Source organism: Paracoccus bogoriensis, from assembly GCF_019431455.1.
GTDB classification, from domain to species: Bacteria; Pseudomonadota; Alphaproteobacteria; order Rhodobacterales; family Rhodobacteraceae; genus Paracoccus; species Paracoccus bogoriensis.
In genome coordinates this window covers 13,969-29,980 of record NZ_JAHYSR010000013.1, presented here as the reverse complement: position 1 = coordinate 29,980, position 16,012 = coordinate 13,969, and the positions used below count along the sequence as shown (strand labels likewise).

Genomic DNA, 16,012 nt, shown 5'->3' with positions numbered 1-16,012 from the left:
TGCGACGCATCCCCCCTTACATACGGAAGAGGCCGAAGCGCGTCGGCTCGACCGGCGCATTCAGGCTGGCGCGCAGCGACAGCGCCAGAATCTCGCGCGTCTTGCGCGGGTCCACAATTCCGTCGTCCCATAGCCGCGCCGAGGCATAGAGCGGATGGCTCTGCCGCTCGAACATCTCGATCGTCGGGCGCTTGAACGCGGCCTCCTCCTCGGGCGACCAGGAACCGCCCGCGCGCTCGATCGCCTCGCGGCGCACCGTGGCCAGAACGCCAGCCGCCTGTTCGCCGCCCATCACGCTGATGCGGCTGTTGGGCCAGGTCCACAGGAAGCGCGGCCCATAGGCCCGCCCTGCCATGCCATAATTGCCCGCGCCGAAACTGCCGCCCACCAGCATCGTGATCTTGGGCACCGAGGTCGTGGCCACGGCCGTCACCATCTTGGCGCCATGGCGGGCGATCCCCTCGTTCTCGTATTTGCGGCCGACCATGAAGCCGGTGATGTTCTGCAGGAAGACCAGCGGAATGCCGCGCTGACTGCACAGCTCGATGAAATGCGCACCCTTCTGCGCGGCCTCGGAGAACAACACGCCGTTATTGGCGATGATGCCGACGGGGCAGCCCTCGACATGGGCAAAACCCGTCACAAGCGTCTCGCCGAAGCGCGCCTTGAACTCGTCCAGCCGCGAGCCGTCCACGACCCGCGCGATCACCTCGCGGATATCGTAAGGCGTGCGCAGATCGGCGGGCACGACGCCCAGGATCTCGTCGGGGTCGTAGGCAGGCGCCTCGGGCGATTGCCACAGCACTGTCTCGGGGCGGCGGCGGTTCAGATGGCTGACCGCGCGGCGCGCCATGGCCAGCGCGTGAGAATCGTCTTCGGCCAGATAATCGGCCACGCCGGACAGGCGGGTATGAACATCGCCGCCGCCCAGCTCCTCGGCCGTCACGACCTCGCCCGTCGCGGCCTTGACCAGGGGTGGACCGGCCAGAAAGATCGTCCCCTGCCCCTTCACGATGATCGTGACATCCGACATGGCGGGCACATAGGCGCCCCCCGCAGTGCACGAGCCCATCACCACCGCAATCTGGGGAATGCCCTTGGCGCTCATCCGGGCCTGATTGTAGAAGATGCGACCGAAATGGTCGCGGTCGGGAAAGACCTCGTCCTGATTGGGCAGGTTCGCGCCGCCGCTATCGACCAGATAGAGGCAGGGCAGATGGCATTCCTCGGCGATTTCCTGCGCACGAAGGTGCTTTTTCACCGTCATCGGGTAATAGGTGCCGCCCTTGACGGTCGCGTCATTGGCCACGACCATGACATCTTGCCCGTGGATGCGCCCCACGCCTGCAATGATGCCTGCACAGGGGGCCGCGCCGTCATACATGCCATGCGCCGCCGTGGCGCCGATTTCCAGAAACGGGCTGCCTGGGTCCAGCAGATTGGCGACCCGCTCGCGCGGGGGCATCTTGCCGCGGCTGACATGACGCTCCAGCGCCCGCGTGCCGCCTCCGGCGGCGGCCGCCTCGGCGGCCTCGCGGATTGCGGCAAGCATTTCCAGATGGGCCGCGCGGTTGGCGCGATAGGCATCCGAAGTCGTCAGGGCGGCGGATCTCAACTTCATGGGCGGGCCTTGTGAAACAGATGGGTCGGGATCGCGCGCATCATTCGGCCTGGGCCATGGCGCGCAATTCGCGGCGCATGACCTTGCCGGTCACGGTCAGCGGCAGCGCCTCCAGAAAGGCGATCTCGCGCGGATAGGAATGTGCGGCCGACAGGCGCCGGGCATGATCCTGCAAGGCGGCGGCCAGTTCATCCGTGGGCGCATGGCCGGGGCGCAGCACGACATAGGCCTTGACGATCTGCGTGCGCAGCGGACAGGGTTTGCCGACCACTCCGGCTTGTGCGACGGCGGGATGGGTCAGCAGCACGTCCTCGATCTCGGACGGGCCGATGCGGTAGCCGGCCGAAGTGATCACGTCGTCGTCGCGCCCGACAAAGCGGATATAGCCATCCTCGATCACGCCACGGTCGCCCGTCACCATCCACTCGCCGCGAAACCTGGCCGCCGTTGCCTGCGGGTTCTGCCAATAGCCCAGCATCATGCTGCCCGCGCCGCGCCGGATGGCAATGTCGCCTTCGCCATCGGTCGGGTTGCCGTCCTCGTCGATGATGCGGATATCGAAACCCGGCACGGCCCTGCCGATGGCGCCGGGCCGGGGCGGGAACATCATCCCCGAAGACGATGCGACCATGTTGCATTCGGTCTGGCCATAGAATTCGTTGATCGTCACCCCCAGCGCCCGGCGGCCCCATTCCAGCATTTCGGCGCCCAGAGGCTCGCCGCCCGAGGCCACGCTGCGCAACCCCGACAGGGTGATGTCGGCGGCCTTCATCATCTTCAGCGCAGTCGGCGGAAGGAACAGGTTGCGGATGGCGCAATCGGCGATCAGGGAGGGCACCGCCTGAGGCTGGAAACGTGCCATGCGCGAGGCGACGACCGGCACCCCAAGCGCAAGGCCGGGCATCGCCACGTCGAACAGGCCTCCGATCCAGGCCCAGTCGGCGGGTGTCCAGATCACATCGCCGGGCTGGCCCAGCAGATCGTGGCTCATCTCGACGCCCGGCAGATGGCCGGTCAGAACCCGGTGGCCATGAAGCGCCCCCTTGGGCGCGCCGGTCGTGCCCGAGGTATAGATCAGCACGGCAGGGTCTTCCGGTCCGGTCGGTCTTGTGGCGAAAGCTCCGGCTTCGGGCAGGCCTTCTTCGGGGACGATCACGTGCAGGTCGGGAAAGGGCGCCAGCATGGCGCGTCCCTCGGGGTCGGTCACGACGATCCGCGCGCCTGCATCCTTCAGGCGCAGCGCCAGGGCCTCGGGACCGAACAGCTTGAAGAGCGGAATCGAGATCGCCGCCGATTTCCAGACCGCCAGATGCGCCGCCGCCGTCCAGGCCGATTGCGTCCGCAGGATGCCCACGCGCTCGCCCGGCGCGGCGCCCAGAGCATGGGCCAGCCGGTCGGTCATGGCGGCCAGTTCGCCAAAGGTGACGGGCCGGGGCTGGCCATCATGTTCGATGATCGCCACATCGCCCGCCGGATGGGCCAGGCATTGATCGGCCATGTTCAGCCGCGCCGGATAATGCCAGCGGAAATCGCGGCAGAGGCGCTGGTAATCGGTTCCGTCCAGGATGCGCGCCATGGTTCAGGTCTCGCCGCGATACTGGTCCAGCCACAGCGCCTGCCGGGCGGTCAGGGTCAACATGCATTCCACGCCCGCAGGCCCCGCCCCGGTGCCGCCGCCCCACCGGCTGCGTTCAAAGGCGCAGGCCGCGTCGCGCCAGGCGATCCAGCGGCGCTGCGCATCCCGAAGGGCCGGGGCCTGCGCCTCGAAGGTGCCGCCCAGTCCGGCCATCTCTTCGTCCATGGCGCGCGCCTGTGCCATTACCTCGCGGTAGTGATCGTTCAGCAGCCCGTCCCAGAGGTCGTATTCCAGCCCCAGACAGGCGCTCATCCCATAGGTCGAGAAGCCGCCGGGCTGTTCCATGCAGGCATTTGCCGCCAGACCGATGCAGGCCTCGCCCCGGCCTGCCGCCAGGCAATCGGTGACCAGCGCCGGGTCGATCGCCGGGTCTGGCAGATCGGCCAGCGCCGGCAGGGGCAGCAGGCAGAGTGCGAAAGCCGCCGCCCGCATCAGACCAGCCCCATCAGCTCGCGTCCGATCAGCATACGGCGGATTTCGCTGGTGCCTGCGCCGATCTCCATCAGCTTGGCATCGCGGAAGAGCCGGCTGACCACGCTGTCATTGAGGAACCCCGCCCCGCCAAGCGCCTGCACAGCCTGATGGGCCTGCACCATGGCCTGCTCGCTGGCATAAAGCACCGCGCCCGCTGCATCCTGGCGCGTCACGCGACCTGCATCGCAGGCCCGCGCAACCTCATAGACATAGGCCCGGGCGGTGTTCAGCGCGACATACATGTCGGCAATCTTGCCTTGCATCAACTGAAAGGAACCGATCGGCTGGCCGAATTGCCGTCGCTCGCGCAGATAGGGCAGCACCTCGTCAAGGCAGGCGGCCATGATGCCCGTGCCGATCCCCGACAGAACCACACGTTCGTAATCCAGACCCGACATCAGGACGCGCACGCCGCGCCCTTCCTCGCCCAGGACGTTCTCGGCGGGGATGGTGCAATTCTCGAAGATCAGCTCTCCGGTGTTGGACCCGCGCATCCCCAGCTTGTCGAAATGCGGGCTGGTCGAGAAGCCGGGCATCCCGCGTTCGACGATAAAGGCGGTGATACCCTTGCTGCCCGCCTCGGGGTCGGTCTTGGCATAGACGACCAGCACGTCGGCGTCGGGACCATTCGTGATCCAATACTTGTTGCCATTCAGCACATAGCCGTCGCCCCGCTTCTCGGCGCGCAGCTTCATGCCGACGACATCGCTGCCCGCGCTTTCCTCGGACATGGCCAGAGCGCCGACATGCTGGCCGCTGCAGAGCTTCGGCAGGTATTTCGCGCGCTGCGCATCGGTGCCGTTCAGTTTGATCTGATTGACGCAAAGGTTTGAATGCGCCCCATAAGACAGACTGATCGAGGCGCTGGCCCGTGCAATCTCCTCGGTGGCGACGACATGGGCCAGATAACCCATCCCGGCGCCGCCGAATTCCTCGGGAACGGTGATGCCCAACAGACCAAGCTCGCCCATTTCGGGCCAGAGTTCGTTGGGAAAGGCATTGTCGCGGTCGGTCGCCGCGGCCAGCGGCTTGATCCGGTCCTGTGCCCAACGATGCACCATCTCGCGCAGCGCGTTCACATCTTCGCCCAGATCGAATTCCATGCCCCGTGTGAACATCCGCAAGCCCCCCCCATGCTGCCGATATTAAATGAACATGCGTTCATTTAACCGATAGCGCGGCCATCCCCTCCGCGTCAAGTGCAGCCTGCATCCGGGTGCGGCCCGCGTCAATCGGCCCCGGCTTGCCCTTTGTCCCGGCCCGCCGCATGGTGCGCGCGAAACAGGGAGAGGACCGATGAGTCTGATGATCCTGCGCCATGCCCCTGCCCTGACCGGAGGACGTATCACCGGGCGGCGCGAGGTCGATGCCGATTGCAGCAATCGCGCGGCGCTGGCGCGCATGGCCGCACGGATCGGGCGCCCGGCGCAGGTCTGGTGCAGCCCGGCGCGGCGTTGCCTGCAAACGGCCCATGCGCTTGGCCTTGCCCCCGACCGGATGCTGCCCGCGCTTCTGGAACAGGATCAGGGCCTGTGGGAGGGGCGGCCCCTGACCGATCTGCCCGACCTTGGCCCCCTGCCCCCCGAGGCCCTGGCCTGCCACCGCCCCGAGGGTGGCGAGAGCTTTCTGGACATGGCCGCGCGCGTTCATCCCCTGCTGGTCGAGGCCCCGCCCGGCACGCTGATCGTGGCCCATGCCGGAACCGTCCGCGCCGCGCTGGCGCTGGTGGTGGGTGCGCGGGCGCTGTCATTCGCGGTCGCGCCGCTCTCGCTGACGATCCTCCACCGAATCGATTCCGCGGGCGCGGAATGGGCGGTCGAGGCCGTGAATCTGACTTTGCCGGAGACCATCTGATGGCGATGATCGCGGCCATCGCGCTGCTGATTGATGCCCTGATCGGCTGGCCGCAGGCGCTTTATCGCCGCATCGGCCACCCCGTGACATGGCTCGGACGGCTGATCGCGGCACTGGACCGGGCGCTGAACCGGGGTTGCGCGCGCGGCGCCAAGGGCGCGCTGGCAGCTTTGGTCGTAATCGCGATCGCGGTCATTCCGGCGGCTTTCGCGCAGGTCTGGCTGGGGCCTTGGGCGGCGGCAATCCTCGCCTGGCCTCTGGTCGCGGCGCGGTCGCTGGATGAACATGTGCGGGCCGTCCTGCATCCTCTGCGCCAAGGCGATCTGCCTGCCGCGCGGGCCGCGACCGCCATGATCGTGGGCCGCGACGTCACCCGGGCGGACAGCCCGGCGCTGAGCCGCGCCAGCATCGAGAGTCTGGCCGAAAACGCCAGCGACGGCGTGATCGCGCCGCTGTTCTGGGCCGCCATCGGAGGGCTGCCGGGCATCGTGGCTTACAAGGCGATCAACACGCTGGACAGCATGATCGGGCACCGCACGCCCCGGCACGAGGCATTCGGCGCCTTCGCGGCAAGGCTGGACGATGCGGTGAACCTGATTCCTGCGCGCCTGACGGCGGGCCTGCTTGCGTTGGCTGCGGGGGGGCGCGCACGCGCGGCTTTCACGACCGCGCGCCGCGATGCATCTGCACATCGCTCGCCCAACGCGGGTTGGCCCGAAGCCGCGATGGCGGGCGCGCTTGGCATCCGCCTGTCAGGGCCGCGAATCTACGCCGACCGGGTCGCGGACGAGCCCTGGCTCAATCCCGGCGCCCGCGATCCGGGTGCAGACGATCTGGCCGCCGCGCTCGGGCTCTATCGTCGCGCCGTGGCGCTTGTCGGGCTGGTGCTGATCGGGGCCTGGGTGGCCTAGAGGATCTGGCGGACAAGCACGCTTTGATCGCTCATGCTGGCCGGGGTGATCGTGGTCAGGAAGGCAACATCCACCGCATCGCGCCCCACCGCCACCAGCGCCATCTGGTCGGCGCTGGCCATGCCGGTCGGATCGACCAGATGCCATGCACCGTCCAGATAGACCTGGACCACTGCGTGGAAGTCCTGCGGTTCGACCGAATGGGCATAGACGCTGGCAATGCGCGCGGGCACCTGCCCGGCCCGGCAAAGCGCGATCAGCAGGTGCGCGTAATCGCGGCAGACGCCCTGCCGCTGGACGAAGGTATCCGTCGCGGTCGTATCCGCGCCACTCACACCCGGCACATAGGTCAGCGCGCCCTGCACCCATTCCGCCAGAGCTGCAACCAAGGGCCCGCCCGACAGATCGCCAAAGCGCGTGCCGACATAGGCCAGAAACCGGATCGGGTCGCAGTAGCGCGAGGGCATCAGCGCACGCAGAGCCTCGGCGGGCAGATCCTCGACCGGCAGCGCGGCAAGGCGCGGCAGATCGGGGACGCTCCGGTCGATCCTGAGTTCGGCGCGATAGCAGCACCTCAGCCGTTCCGGCACATGCAGTGCCATCTTGCGCCCCACCCCCTCGTCACCAGGCACCAGACGCGGTGCCAGAGCCGGGTCCAGCCGCAGATCCGAGGCCAGGATCTGCTGGCCTTCCGTCTCGGCGGCCTCGATCGACAGGATCGCGGCCCCTGGCGCGGCCAGGAGATAGTCCAGATCGACCTCGATCGTCATTTGCATCATGGCTTCTCCGTCACCTGACCCAAAGCCATGAAATGCGCAAGACGCCGGTTCGTTCCCGCAACCCCCCGCTCAGCCCGCCGCGCCGTCGCCCTGCAACGAGGGCGGGTTCAGCAGCACTTCAAAGCGCGCGCCGCCCTGATCCGAGGCTCCGGCGCTCATGCTGCCGCCCAACTGGCTGGCATAGATCGAACAGACCTGCATCCCAAGTCCTGTCCCCGCCTCGGGGTCGAAGCCCTCGGGCAGACCCGGCCCGTCATCTTCGACCACCAGCGACAGCCCCTGAGCCTTCTGCGCCATCGCCAGGCGGATCTGCGGCGCATGGCCCGATCTGCCGCCGTGACGCACGGCATTCGCGATCAATTCGGCCAGGATCTGCCCGATTGCCGCCGCATCCGAGGGCGCGATCTGCACAGAGGGCATCGGCAACAGTTCGATCCTGGCGCCAAGCGCGCCACCGATATCAAGGGCCAGTTCGCGGATATAATCGGCCAGCGCGATCAGGCTCGATCCGGGGTCCAGGTGCAATTGCTCGTGCACCCGTGCAAGGGTTGCGATGCGGTTTGCAGCATCCTCCAGCGCCATCCCCGCCGCGTCGCCGCGATGTGCGCGGGCCTTCATCCTGAGCAACGCAACCACAGAGGCAAAGCTGTTCTTCACGCGGTGGTCGATCTCGCCCAGCAGCACGTGCTGTCGGGCCAGGGCCGCGTCCTTCTGAGCGACCTCGTCGGCCAGAATCCTGGCCTGTTCCTCACGCTGGCGGCGCGCCGTGACCATGTCGGTCACATCGCGCGAGATCGACAGGATGCGTTCAACCGTTCCGTGCGTGTTGCGCACCGGCGAGACCGTCACCTGCCACCAGCGCGGCGTGCCGCGCGCCGTCGGACAGAAAGCCTCGAACCGCGTCACGCGCCCTTCCGAGGCGTCCCGGATCGCCTTGTCCAGCAACGGCCGATGCTCTGCAGGCCATAGTTCGGACCAGGGACGGTCGGCCACCTGCGCGAAATCCTCGATCTCCATCACGCAAAGCCCGCCGGGGTTCATGTAGCTGAGACTGCCGTCCAGTTCGATCAGCTTGATGCAGTCCGGGCTGCCATCAAGTAGCGAAAAGGCAATCCCGGTCTCGACCCCGGCCAACGCTCGGGCCGCGCGTTGGGCAAGATCCGGCCGGTCAGAGGTATGAGGCGCAACGGGCGCATCGGGGCACATGGTGAAAACCGATCTGTTTGAAACGAAAGCAGCCTGGTTGTCTCAGACGGATTCGACCGCTTGACACGAACGGCGCCGGCGGTCAAGCCGCGTGACCTGGCGTCATGTCACACCAGCGCGCGTGCCTGTCCCAGCCCCGCAGCGATCCGCGACAAGCCCGGCACCAGCGGGAACAGATCAGCCTGAAGCGCGTGGTAGAGATCGGGTTTGCCGGGAAACTGGGTCTGGGTCGGGTGATTGTCGGGGTCCAGTTCGGGCCACCAGCCGCCCCGCTGGTGATCGACCAGATGGCTGGCCGCGAAACCCCACAGCCGACGATACCAGACCTCGTCGCCCGGCATCGGGTCCAGCTTGATCAGCGCAGCCAGCGCGCCGATCGCCTCGGTCACGGGCCACCAGTAGCGCGCCGGGTTGTCCACCGCGCCCGTCCCAAGCGCCAGCGTATAGACCAGTCCGCCCTGGGTCGCGTTCCAGCCACCTGCAAGTGCGGTTTCGGTCAAGGCCCGGGCCATGGCGGGGCTGCCGTCATCGGGGCGCCCTGCCAGATCCCACCATTGCAGCAGAAGCCGGGCCATCTCGACGCTATGGCCCGGCGTGGTGCCCGCCGGGCGAAAGACCGGGTTGCCCGCATAAGAGGCATCGACGCGCCAGTCCTGATCGTAATGTTCGGGAATCCGCCACCCATGGGCGCGCGCCTGCCTGTCGATGAAGAAATGAAGGATCCGGCCTGCGCGGGTCAGATGCAATGTCTCGCCCGTGGACTCGTATGCGGCCAGCAGCGCCTCGGCACCGTGCATGTTCGCATTCATGCCGCGATAGGTCGAAAAGGGCTGCCAGTCGCGGGTGAATTCGTCGCGGAACAGGCCCGCCGCCTCGTCCCAGTAATACCGTTCCAGCACCTCGGAGACATCGGCCAGCAGACGGTCGGCATCGGGATGCCCGGCCAGTTTCGCGCTGGAAGCCGCCAGGAGGACAAAAACCTGCCCATAGGCCAGCTTGGTGCCATCGGCGATGGTGTCGTCCTCCAGCGCCCAGAGATAGCCGCCATGATCGGCGTCACGGTGACGCCGCCACAGGTAGTCCATCCCCTGATCCACGATCCCCGCCCGGTCAGGCCGCCCGGCAACATGCGCCAGCGCATAGGAATGCACCAGCCGCGTCGTTGTGTGCAATTCCTGCAAGCCGGTCGGGCGCGGGACGCCCTGCCCGTCCAGCAGGTGAAAGCCGCCGCCCGCACGGGGGCTGGCATCGAAGAAATCCAGCGCCCGCCGCGCATCCGCCACCAGAAAGGCCCGGTGCATGGGATCGTCGAGCCAATGTCCCGCAAAGTCCGGGTGGCCTGCCTGCATGACGACCTCCTCCATCATCGTTTGCAGAGCGCGTCGGCCAGGGCCGCGCCGAATGCGCCCTGCGCGGCGACCGCAGGCCCCGCCTGCCTCTGGCGCGGCCTGGCGCCGCGATCCTGCCGGTCGCAGTGCGGCCCCTTGGGGGCAGGCTCGGCGCCGTCCTTGCGCATGGTCAGGCCGATGCGCTTGCGCGCCACGTCAACCTCGATGACGCGGACGCGAACCACGTCGCCGGCCTTGACCACCTCGTGCGGATCCTTGACGAAACGGTCGGCCAGCTGGCTGACATGGACCAGCCCGTCCTGATGAACGCCAATATCGACGAAGGCCCCGAATGCGGCCACATTGGTCACGGTGCCTTCAAGCGACATGCCGGGGCGCAGATCCGTGATGTCCTCGACACCCTCGGCAAAACGGGCCGTAACAAAGGCGGGGCGCGGGTCGCGGCCGGGTTTTTCCAGTTCGGCCAGAATGTCGCGCACGGTCGGCAGGCCGAATTCCTCGGTCACGAAATCGGCCGCATTCAGCCGCCGCAGCGCCGCCGCATCGCCCATCACCGCGCGCAGATCGCGCCCGCAGGCCGAGACGATCCGGCGCGCCACGCCATAGGCTTCCGGGTGGACGGCCGAGGCATCCAGCGGCTCGTCCCCGTCGCGGATCCGCAGGAAGCCCGCGCATTGCTGGAAAGCCTTGGGCCCCAGACCCGCGACCTTTTTCAGCCCCGCACGCGAGCGGAACGCGCCGCAGGCATCGCGATGCGCGACGATGGCCTGCGCCAGCGACGGCCCCAGCCCCGACACATGCGCCAGAAGCGGCGCCGAGGCGGTGTTCAGGTCCACGCCCACCGCGTTCACCGCATCCTCGACCACGGCTTCCAGCGATTTCGCAAGCTGGCGCTGGTCCACGTCGTGCTGATATTGGCCGACGCCGATGGATTGCGGCGGCACCTTGACCAGTTCGGCCAGCGGGTCTTGCAGACGCCGGGCGATGCTGACGGCGCCGCGCAGGCTGACATCCAGATCCGGGAATTCCCGCGCCGCCAGTTCGGAGGCCGAATAGACCGAGGCCCCCGCCTCGGAGACCACCACCCGCGTGGGCGCCTTGATGCCCTTGGGCAGGCGTTTCAGCACCTCGGCGACCAGACGTTCGCTTTCGCGGCTGGCCGTGCCATTGCCGATCGCGACCAGTTCCACACCATGCCGGGCGATCAGCGCCAGCAGCGTGGCCTCGGCCCCGCGCAGGTCGTTTCTGGGCTGGAAAGGGTAGATCGTCGCCGTATCGACCAGTTTGCCGGTCGCGTCCACGACCGCGATCTTGCAGCCGGTCCGGATGCCGGGATCAAGGCCAAGCGTCGGGCGCGGCCCGGCAGGGGCGGCCAGCAACAGGTCGCGCAGGTTGCGAGCAAAGACCTGGATCGCCTCGGCATGGGCGCGCTGGCGCAGTTCGGTCAGAAGGTCGATATACATGCCGTTCGACAGCTTGACGCGCCAGGCCCAGCCCGCCGCCGCACGCAGCCAGTCCGCGCCCGGCCCCTGCCCGAGAACGCCAAGGGCCTGCGCCACAATCCCCTCGGCGCGCGCGGCGCCCGTATCAGGGTCCGGCGCGATCTCGATGGTCACGACCTCTTCCCTGGCGGCGCGCAGGATCGCCAGCGCCCGGTGGCCGGGGATGGTGGCCCAGGCCTCGCGATGATCGAAGTAATCGCTGAACTTGGCGCCGCTTTCCTCCTTGCCCGGCACGACACGGGCCGAGATCACCGCCTCGCGCCGCATGAAATCGCGCAGGCGGCCCAAGAGATCGGCATTTTCGGACAATTCCTCGACCAGGATGTCGCGCGCCCCCTCCAGCGCGGCCTTGGGCGTCTCGACCGTGTCCTTGACATAGGCAGCCGCCAGGGCCTGGGGATCGGCGGCGGGGTCGGCCTGAATGGCGCGCAGCAGCGGCTCCAGACCGTTTTCGCGCGCAATCATTGCCTTGGTGCGGCGCTTGGGCTTGAACGGCAGATAGATATCCTCAAGCGCAGCCTTGGTGTCGGCCTCGGCGATCTTGCGGGCCAGATCGTCGGTCAGCTTGCCCTGCTCGCGGATCGAACCGAGGATCGCCGCCCGCCGCGCCTCCATCTCGCGCAGATAGGTCAGGCGCTCGGACAGGGTGCGCAGCTGTGTGTCATCCAGCCCGCCCGTCGCCTCCTTGCGGTAGCGCGCAACAAAGGGGACGGTCGCGCCCCCGTCCAGAAGATCCGCCGCGGCCGAGACCTGGGCCGGGCTGGCGCCGATTTCGGACGCGATCTGGCGAGCAATACGGGCGGCGGTCTGGGCGGCTGCGTCCATGAGGAACCCTTGTGTCTTGTCTGGACCGCTTGTCTAGCGGCTGGCGCCGGCCTCGCCAAGCGGCTCGGGTGCCGAGGCGGCCTCGTCGAGACGGAATTCCGGCAGCCGCAGCACCTCGCCCGCCGAGGCCTTGCCGATCACGCTGTCGCGCACCGCGCGCCGCAATGCAGGCGAGCGTTTCAGCAGACGCCGGAACCCGGTCTCGTCCAGAATGAGCAGGGTCGAAGGCGTGATCGCGCGCACCTCGGCCCGGCGAATGCGGCCGGTCAGCACGCCCATCTGGCCGAACATCTCGCCGCGGCCCAGACGGGTGACCTGGCCCGCGACCTCCTGTTCGACGGCGCCCGAGGCGACAAAGAACACGCTGCGCGCGGGTGTGTCCTTGCGGATGATGATCTGCCCCGCGTCCACGTAGCGCGTGCCCAACTGGCGGCTGAGGCGCCTGAGTTCGTCATCGTCCAGATCCGAGAACAGCGGAAAGACGCGCGCCAGCTCGTCCTTGCGCAGGGCAAGGTCAAGGGGCGGCCGCGTTTCGGCCTGGGCGCGGCGGCGCTGGATATCGGCCATCAGTTCGGTATGGACCTCGGCGCCGATCAGCCCATCCTCGCGCATGGCGTTATACTCGCGTTCCTCCAGCCGCAGCGCGGTGCGGCGGATGAAGCGGCGCTCCAGCTCTTCGGCATAGCCGGGATATTGCAGGCGCAGACCGTCCAGCGCGGTATCCACGGCCTCGATCCGGCGATTGAGCAATTCGTGCAGCAGTTCCGCCACGCGGCGGCCATGAATCCGGCGGATGCGGCGGTCGATGAAGCCATGCAGATCGCGCAGGATCAGGCGTTTGGCCAGCAAAAGCTCGAATCGGTTCGCCGTCATGCGCGCCAGCGGGCCGGAAATGCCCAGCCGGTTGCGCAGGAAAGCGGCCAGCCGGAAGGCGGGACCATAGCTCAACGAATCGCGCGCCGCGCGCTGATAGCCCGTGCGCCCCCCCTGGCGCGCGCCTTCGATCACCCGGTCGGCATCGAACAGCGCCCGTTCCGACAGCCGGGCCGAGATCGCGCGTTCGCGCACGCGCTGCAGGATCGCCTCGCGTTCATGGCCCGCCAGCGCAATCAGGCCAAGCGTGATGCGGTCGCGGTCCAGGATCTCGGCATTGTGTTCGGCCTCGGCGCGTTGGACGGCCTGATCCAGCCGGGCGGCGAAACGCTTGGCCTCGGAGCGCACCGTCTCGCGCGGCAGATCGTATTTCTCGGTCGTGGCGGCGACCTCTTCGCGCACTGTCTGCAACGCAACCGCGACGACCTGATCGGACAAGGCCCGGTCCAGCGGCGACAACCGGTCCAGCCCCAGAAGGCTGATGACCCAACGCAGCGTCGTCCCCTGCACAAGCAGCGTAAAGAGTGTAAAACCCGTGGCCAGGATGCCGACCAGACGCTTTGTCTCGACCGGAACGCGCAGGCTTTCGGTCACCGCCAGCGCCAGCGCCAGCGTGACCGCGCCGCGCAGGCCGCCCCACATGATCGCCACGCGGTAAGGACGTTCGATTCGGGGCGACAGGCGCAGCACGCTCAGCAGCGGCAGAAGCCCCCACAGGATCATCGCCCGCGCAGCAAAGGCCGCCAGGATCACCACGCCCACCAGCGCCAGATCGCCCGCCCGCAGATCGCCCAGCAGGCGCGGGATCAGCAGGGCCGCCAGAATGAAGATCAGCGCCCCCGCCCAATGGGCCAGCAGCCGCCAGACCTCGCGCAGGTTCACCCAGAAGGCAGGCGCCAGCCGTCCCGGCCCCATCAGGTTCAGCGTCAACGCCGCCGCCACGACCGCGATCACGCCAGAGGCGCTCAGAAGCCGCTCGGCCCCGACATAGGCCAGATAGGGCACCGCGACCGAGACCGAAATCTGCGCCATCTCGAATCTGTGGAACAGCGTCATCAGGGCCAGCGCCGCCCGCGCGATCAGCCAGCCCGCAAAGGCCCCGCCCAGGATCAGTTCGGGAAATTGCGCCATCGCCTCGGACAGGCTGGGATCGGGCACGCCCAGCATGACAAAGCCCATGAACAGCCCGAACAGCGCGATGGCGGCTGCGTCGTTCAGCAGGCTCTCGCCCTCGATGATGCGCGCCAACCTGCGCGGCGCCGAGATCGAGCGGAAGATGCTGACCACGGCCGAGGGATCGGTGGTCGAGACGATCGCGCCGACCAGCAGGCAGACCATCAGCGGCAGACCGCTGACCCAGGCCAGCGAATAGCCGATGGTCAGCGTGGCCACGATCACCGCGACCACCGCCAGCGTCAGGATGGGCACCCAGTCGTCCAGCATCCGCCGGACATTCATCTCCAGCGTGGCCTGAAAGATCAGCGTGGGCAGGAAAACGTAAAGAAAGACGTTCGAGCGGATCGGCAGCGCCAGGATCGTTTCCGCGATCGGATTGAAGACATTCGTGTAATCGGTGTCCAGCAGAAAGATGGCGCCGCCCCCGATCAACATGCCCAATAGCGCCAGAATCACGCTGAAAGGCAACGACAGGCGATCCGCGACCGGCTCGGCCGCCGCGATCAGCAAAAACAGCAGCGCCGTGATTGTGGTCAGCAGAACAAGATCCATGATGGTTCGATAACGCCAGAAGCGGCGCGCGGGAACAAGGGGCGCGGTAAACAAGGGGCGCGGTAAAGTTGAAGCGACTTTCCCGCCCCTTGAAACCGCCGACATCCGGTAACAGTTGAAGCCGCGGGCCCCTGTCCGCCCGACAAGACGAAAGGATGCCGATGCCCACTCTCTTTGACCCGGTGACCATGGGCGCCGTCACGCTGCGAAACCGCATCGTCATGGCACCGCTGACCCGTTCGCGCGCAGGCGAATCTCGCCAGCCCAACGCGCTCATGGCAGAATATTACGCGCAGCGCGCCGGTGCCGGGATGATCCTGTCCGAAGCCACCAGCGTCACCCCCATGGGCGTCGGCTACGAGGCCACGCCCGGGATCTGGTCGGATGCCCAGGTCGAGGGCTGGTCGCAGGTTACGCGCGCCGTGCATGAACGCGGCGGGCTGATCTTTCTGCAACTGTGGCATGTGGGACGCATCTCGGACCCGCATTTTCTGAATGGCGCCCTGCCCGTCGCGCCCTCGGCCATTGCGCCTGCGGGCCATGTCAGCCTGTTGCGCCCCAAACGGCCCTATGTGACGCCTCGTGCGCTGGAAACGGACGAGATTGCCGGCATCGTCGAGGCCTATGCCGAAGCCACCCGCCGCGCGCGCCACGCCGGATTCGACGGCGTCGAGATTCATGGCGCAAACGGTTACCTGATCGACCAATTCCTGCAGGATCGCAGCAACCGCCGCACCGACCGCTACGGCGGCAGCATCGAGAACCGTGCGCGCTTCCTCTGCGAGATTGCCGATGCGGTGATCGACGCATGGTCCGCCGACCGGGTAGGCTTGCACCTGTCGCCGCGCGGTGACAGCCACGACATGGGCGACAGCGATCCCCGTGCGCTGTTCACCCATGTCGCCCGGCAGATGGGCGCACGGGGTCTGGCCTTCCTGTTCTTGCGCGAACATCCCGGCCCTGACAGCCTGCTGCCCGCGATCCGTGCGGCCTTTGGCGGGCCGGTCATCGCGAATGAGGGGCTGACCCGCGAGATGGCGCAGAGCCTGCTGGCCGAAGACCGGGCCGATGCGGTCAGTTTCGGGCGCGACTTCATCGCCAATCCCGATCTGGTCGAACGCCTGCGTCGTGATCTGCCCTTGAACCGGCAAGACCCCTCGACCTTCTACAGAGGCGGCGCGGCAGGCTATACCGATTACCCGGCCGCAACGGGCATCGCCGCCGAATGACGCGCGGGCGGACCGAACGGGAAAG

General features: G+C 67.6%; 12 protein-coding genes. 3 read left to right on the top strand and 9 right to left on the bottom strand.

Annotated elements, in window-relative coordinates; genetic code table 11:
• Positions 1-16: 16 nt before the first annotated feature.
• The 4 genes from KY389_RS08210 to KY389_RS08195 are packed head-to-tail and all read right to left on the bottom strand — an operon-like array spanning position 17 to position 4,849.
• Positions 17-1,621: a carboxyl transferase domain-containing protein gene (locus KY389_RS08210; RefSeq protein WP_219830415.1), complete on the bottom strand. Its 1,605-nt coding sequence runs from the start codon at positions 1,619-1,621 to the stop codon at positions 17-19.
• A gap of 40 nt (positions 1,622-1,661) precedes the next feature.
• On the bottom strand, positions 1,662-3,197 hold the full coding sequence (locus KY389_RS08205; protein ID WP_219830414.1) for an AMP-binding protein: 1,536 nt from the start codon (positions 3,195-3,197) through the stop codon (positions 1,662-1,664).
• 3 nt (positions 3,198-3,200) lie between these two features.
• The gene (locus KY389_RS08200) at positions 3,201-3,689 is read right to left on the bottom strand and encodes a lysozyme inhibitor LprI family protein (RefSeq protein ID WP_219830413.1); all 489 of its coding nucleotides are present in this window, start codon (positions 3,687-3,689) and stop codon (positions 3,201-3,203) included.
• Positions 3,689-4,849 carry an isovaleryl-CoA dehydrogenase gene (locus tag KY389_RS08195; protein ID WP_219830412.1) on the bottom strand — a complete coding sequence of 387 codons (1,161 nt, stop codon included), beginning with the start codon at positions 4,847-4,849 and terminating at the stop codon, positions 3,689-3,691. The genes KY389_RS08200 and KY389_RS08195 overlap by 1 nt, the downstream gene beginning before the upstream one ends.
• Before the next feature lie 178 nt (positions 4,850-5,027).
• Between KY389_RS08195 and KY389_RS08190 the strand changes: the two genes are divergently transcribed.
• Entirely contained in the window at positions 5,028-5,585 is a 558-nt protein-coding gene (locus tag KY389_RS08190; RefSeq protein WP_219830411.1) for a histidine phosphatase family protein, read from the top strand.
• Complete coding sequence (gene cbiB / locus KY389_RS08185; RefSeq protein ID WP_219830410.1) at positions 5,585-6,496, top strand: adenosylcobinamide-phosphate synthase CbiB; 912 nt, start codon at positions 5,585-5,587, stop codon at positions 6,494-6,496. The genes KY389_RS08190 and cbiB overlap by 1 nt, the downstream gene beginning before the upstream one ends.
• On the opposite strand, the gene KY389_RS08180 is transcribed toward cbiB, so the two are convergent.
• The 5 genes from KY389_RS08180 to KY389_RS08160 all read right to left on the bottom strand — a co-directional run bounded on the left by KY389_RS08180 (position 6,493) and on the right by KY389_RS08160 (position 14,758).
• Positions 6,493-7,275 carry a transglutaminase-like domain-containing protein gene (locus tag KY389_RS08180; protein ID WP_246588028.1) on the bottom strand — a complete coding sequence of 261 codons (783 nt, stop codon included), beginning with the start codon at positions 7,273-7,275 and terminating at the stop codon, positions 6,493-6,495. The genes cbiB and KY389_RS08180 overlap by 4 nt on opposite strands.
• Before the next feature lie 69 nt (positions 7,276-7,344).
• Positions 7,345-8,481 carry a sensor histidine kinase gene (locus KY389_RS08175; RefSeq protein WP_219830409.1) on the bottom strand — a complete coding sequence of 379 codons (1,137 nt, stop codon included), beginning with the start codon at positions 8,479-8,481 and terminating at the stop codon, positions 7,345-7,347.
• Positions 8,482-8,588: 107 nt separating this feature from the next.
• Positions 8,589-9,830 (bottom strand): AGE family epimerase/isomerase, encoded by a 1,242-nt coding sequence (locus tag KY389_RS08170; protein WP_219830408.1) that lies wholly within the window; start codon positions 9,828-9,830, stop codon positions 8,589-8,591.
• A 14-nt stretch (positions 9,831-9,844) separates the two neighbouring features.
• Positions 9,845-12,157 (bottom strand): Tex family protein, encoded by a 2,313-nt coding sequence (locus KY389_RS08165; RefSeq protein WP_219830407.1) that lies wholly within the window; start codon positions 12,155-12,157, stop codon positions 9,845-9,847.
• A gap of 33 nt (positions 12,158-12,190) precedes the next feature.
• The gene (locus tag KY389_RS08160) at positions 12,191-14,758 is read right to left on the bottom strand and encodes a cation:proton antiporter (protein ID WP_219830406.1); all 2,568 of its coding nucleotides are present in this window, start codon (positions 14,756-14,758) and stop codon (positions 12,191-12,193) included.
• 155 nt (positions 14,759-14,913) lie between these two features.
• Here KY389_RS08160 and KY389_RS08155 point away from each other — a divergent pair, with 155 nt between their 5' ends.
• A complete protein-coding gene (locus KY389_RS08155; RefSeq protein WP_219830405.1) occupies positions 14,914-15,987 on the top strand; it encodes an alkene reductase in 1,074 nt (357 codons plus the stop codon).
• The last annotated feature ends 25 nt before the right edge of the window (positions 15,988-16,012 follow it).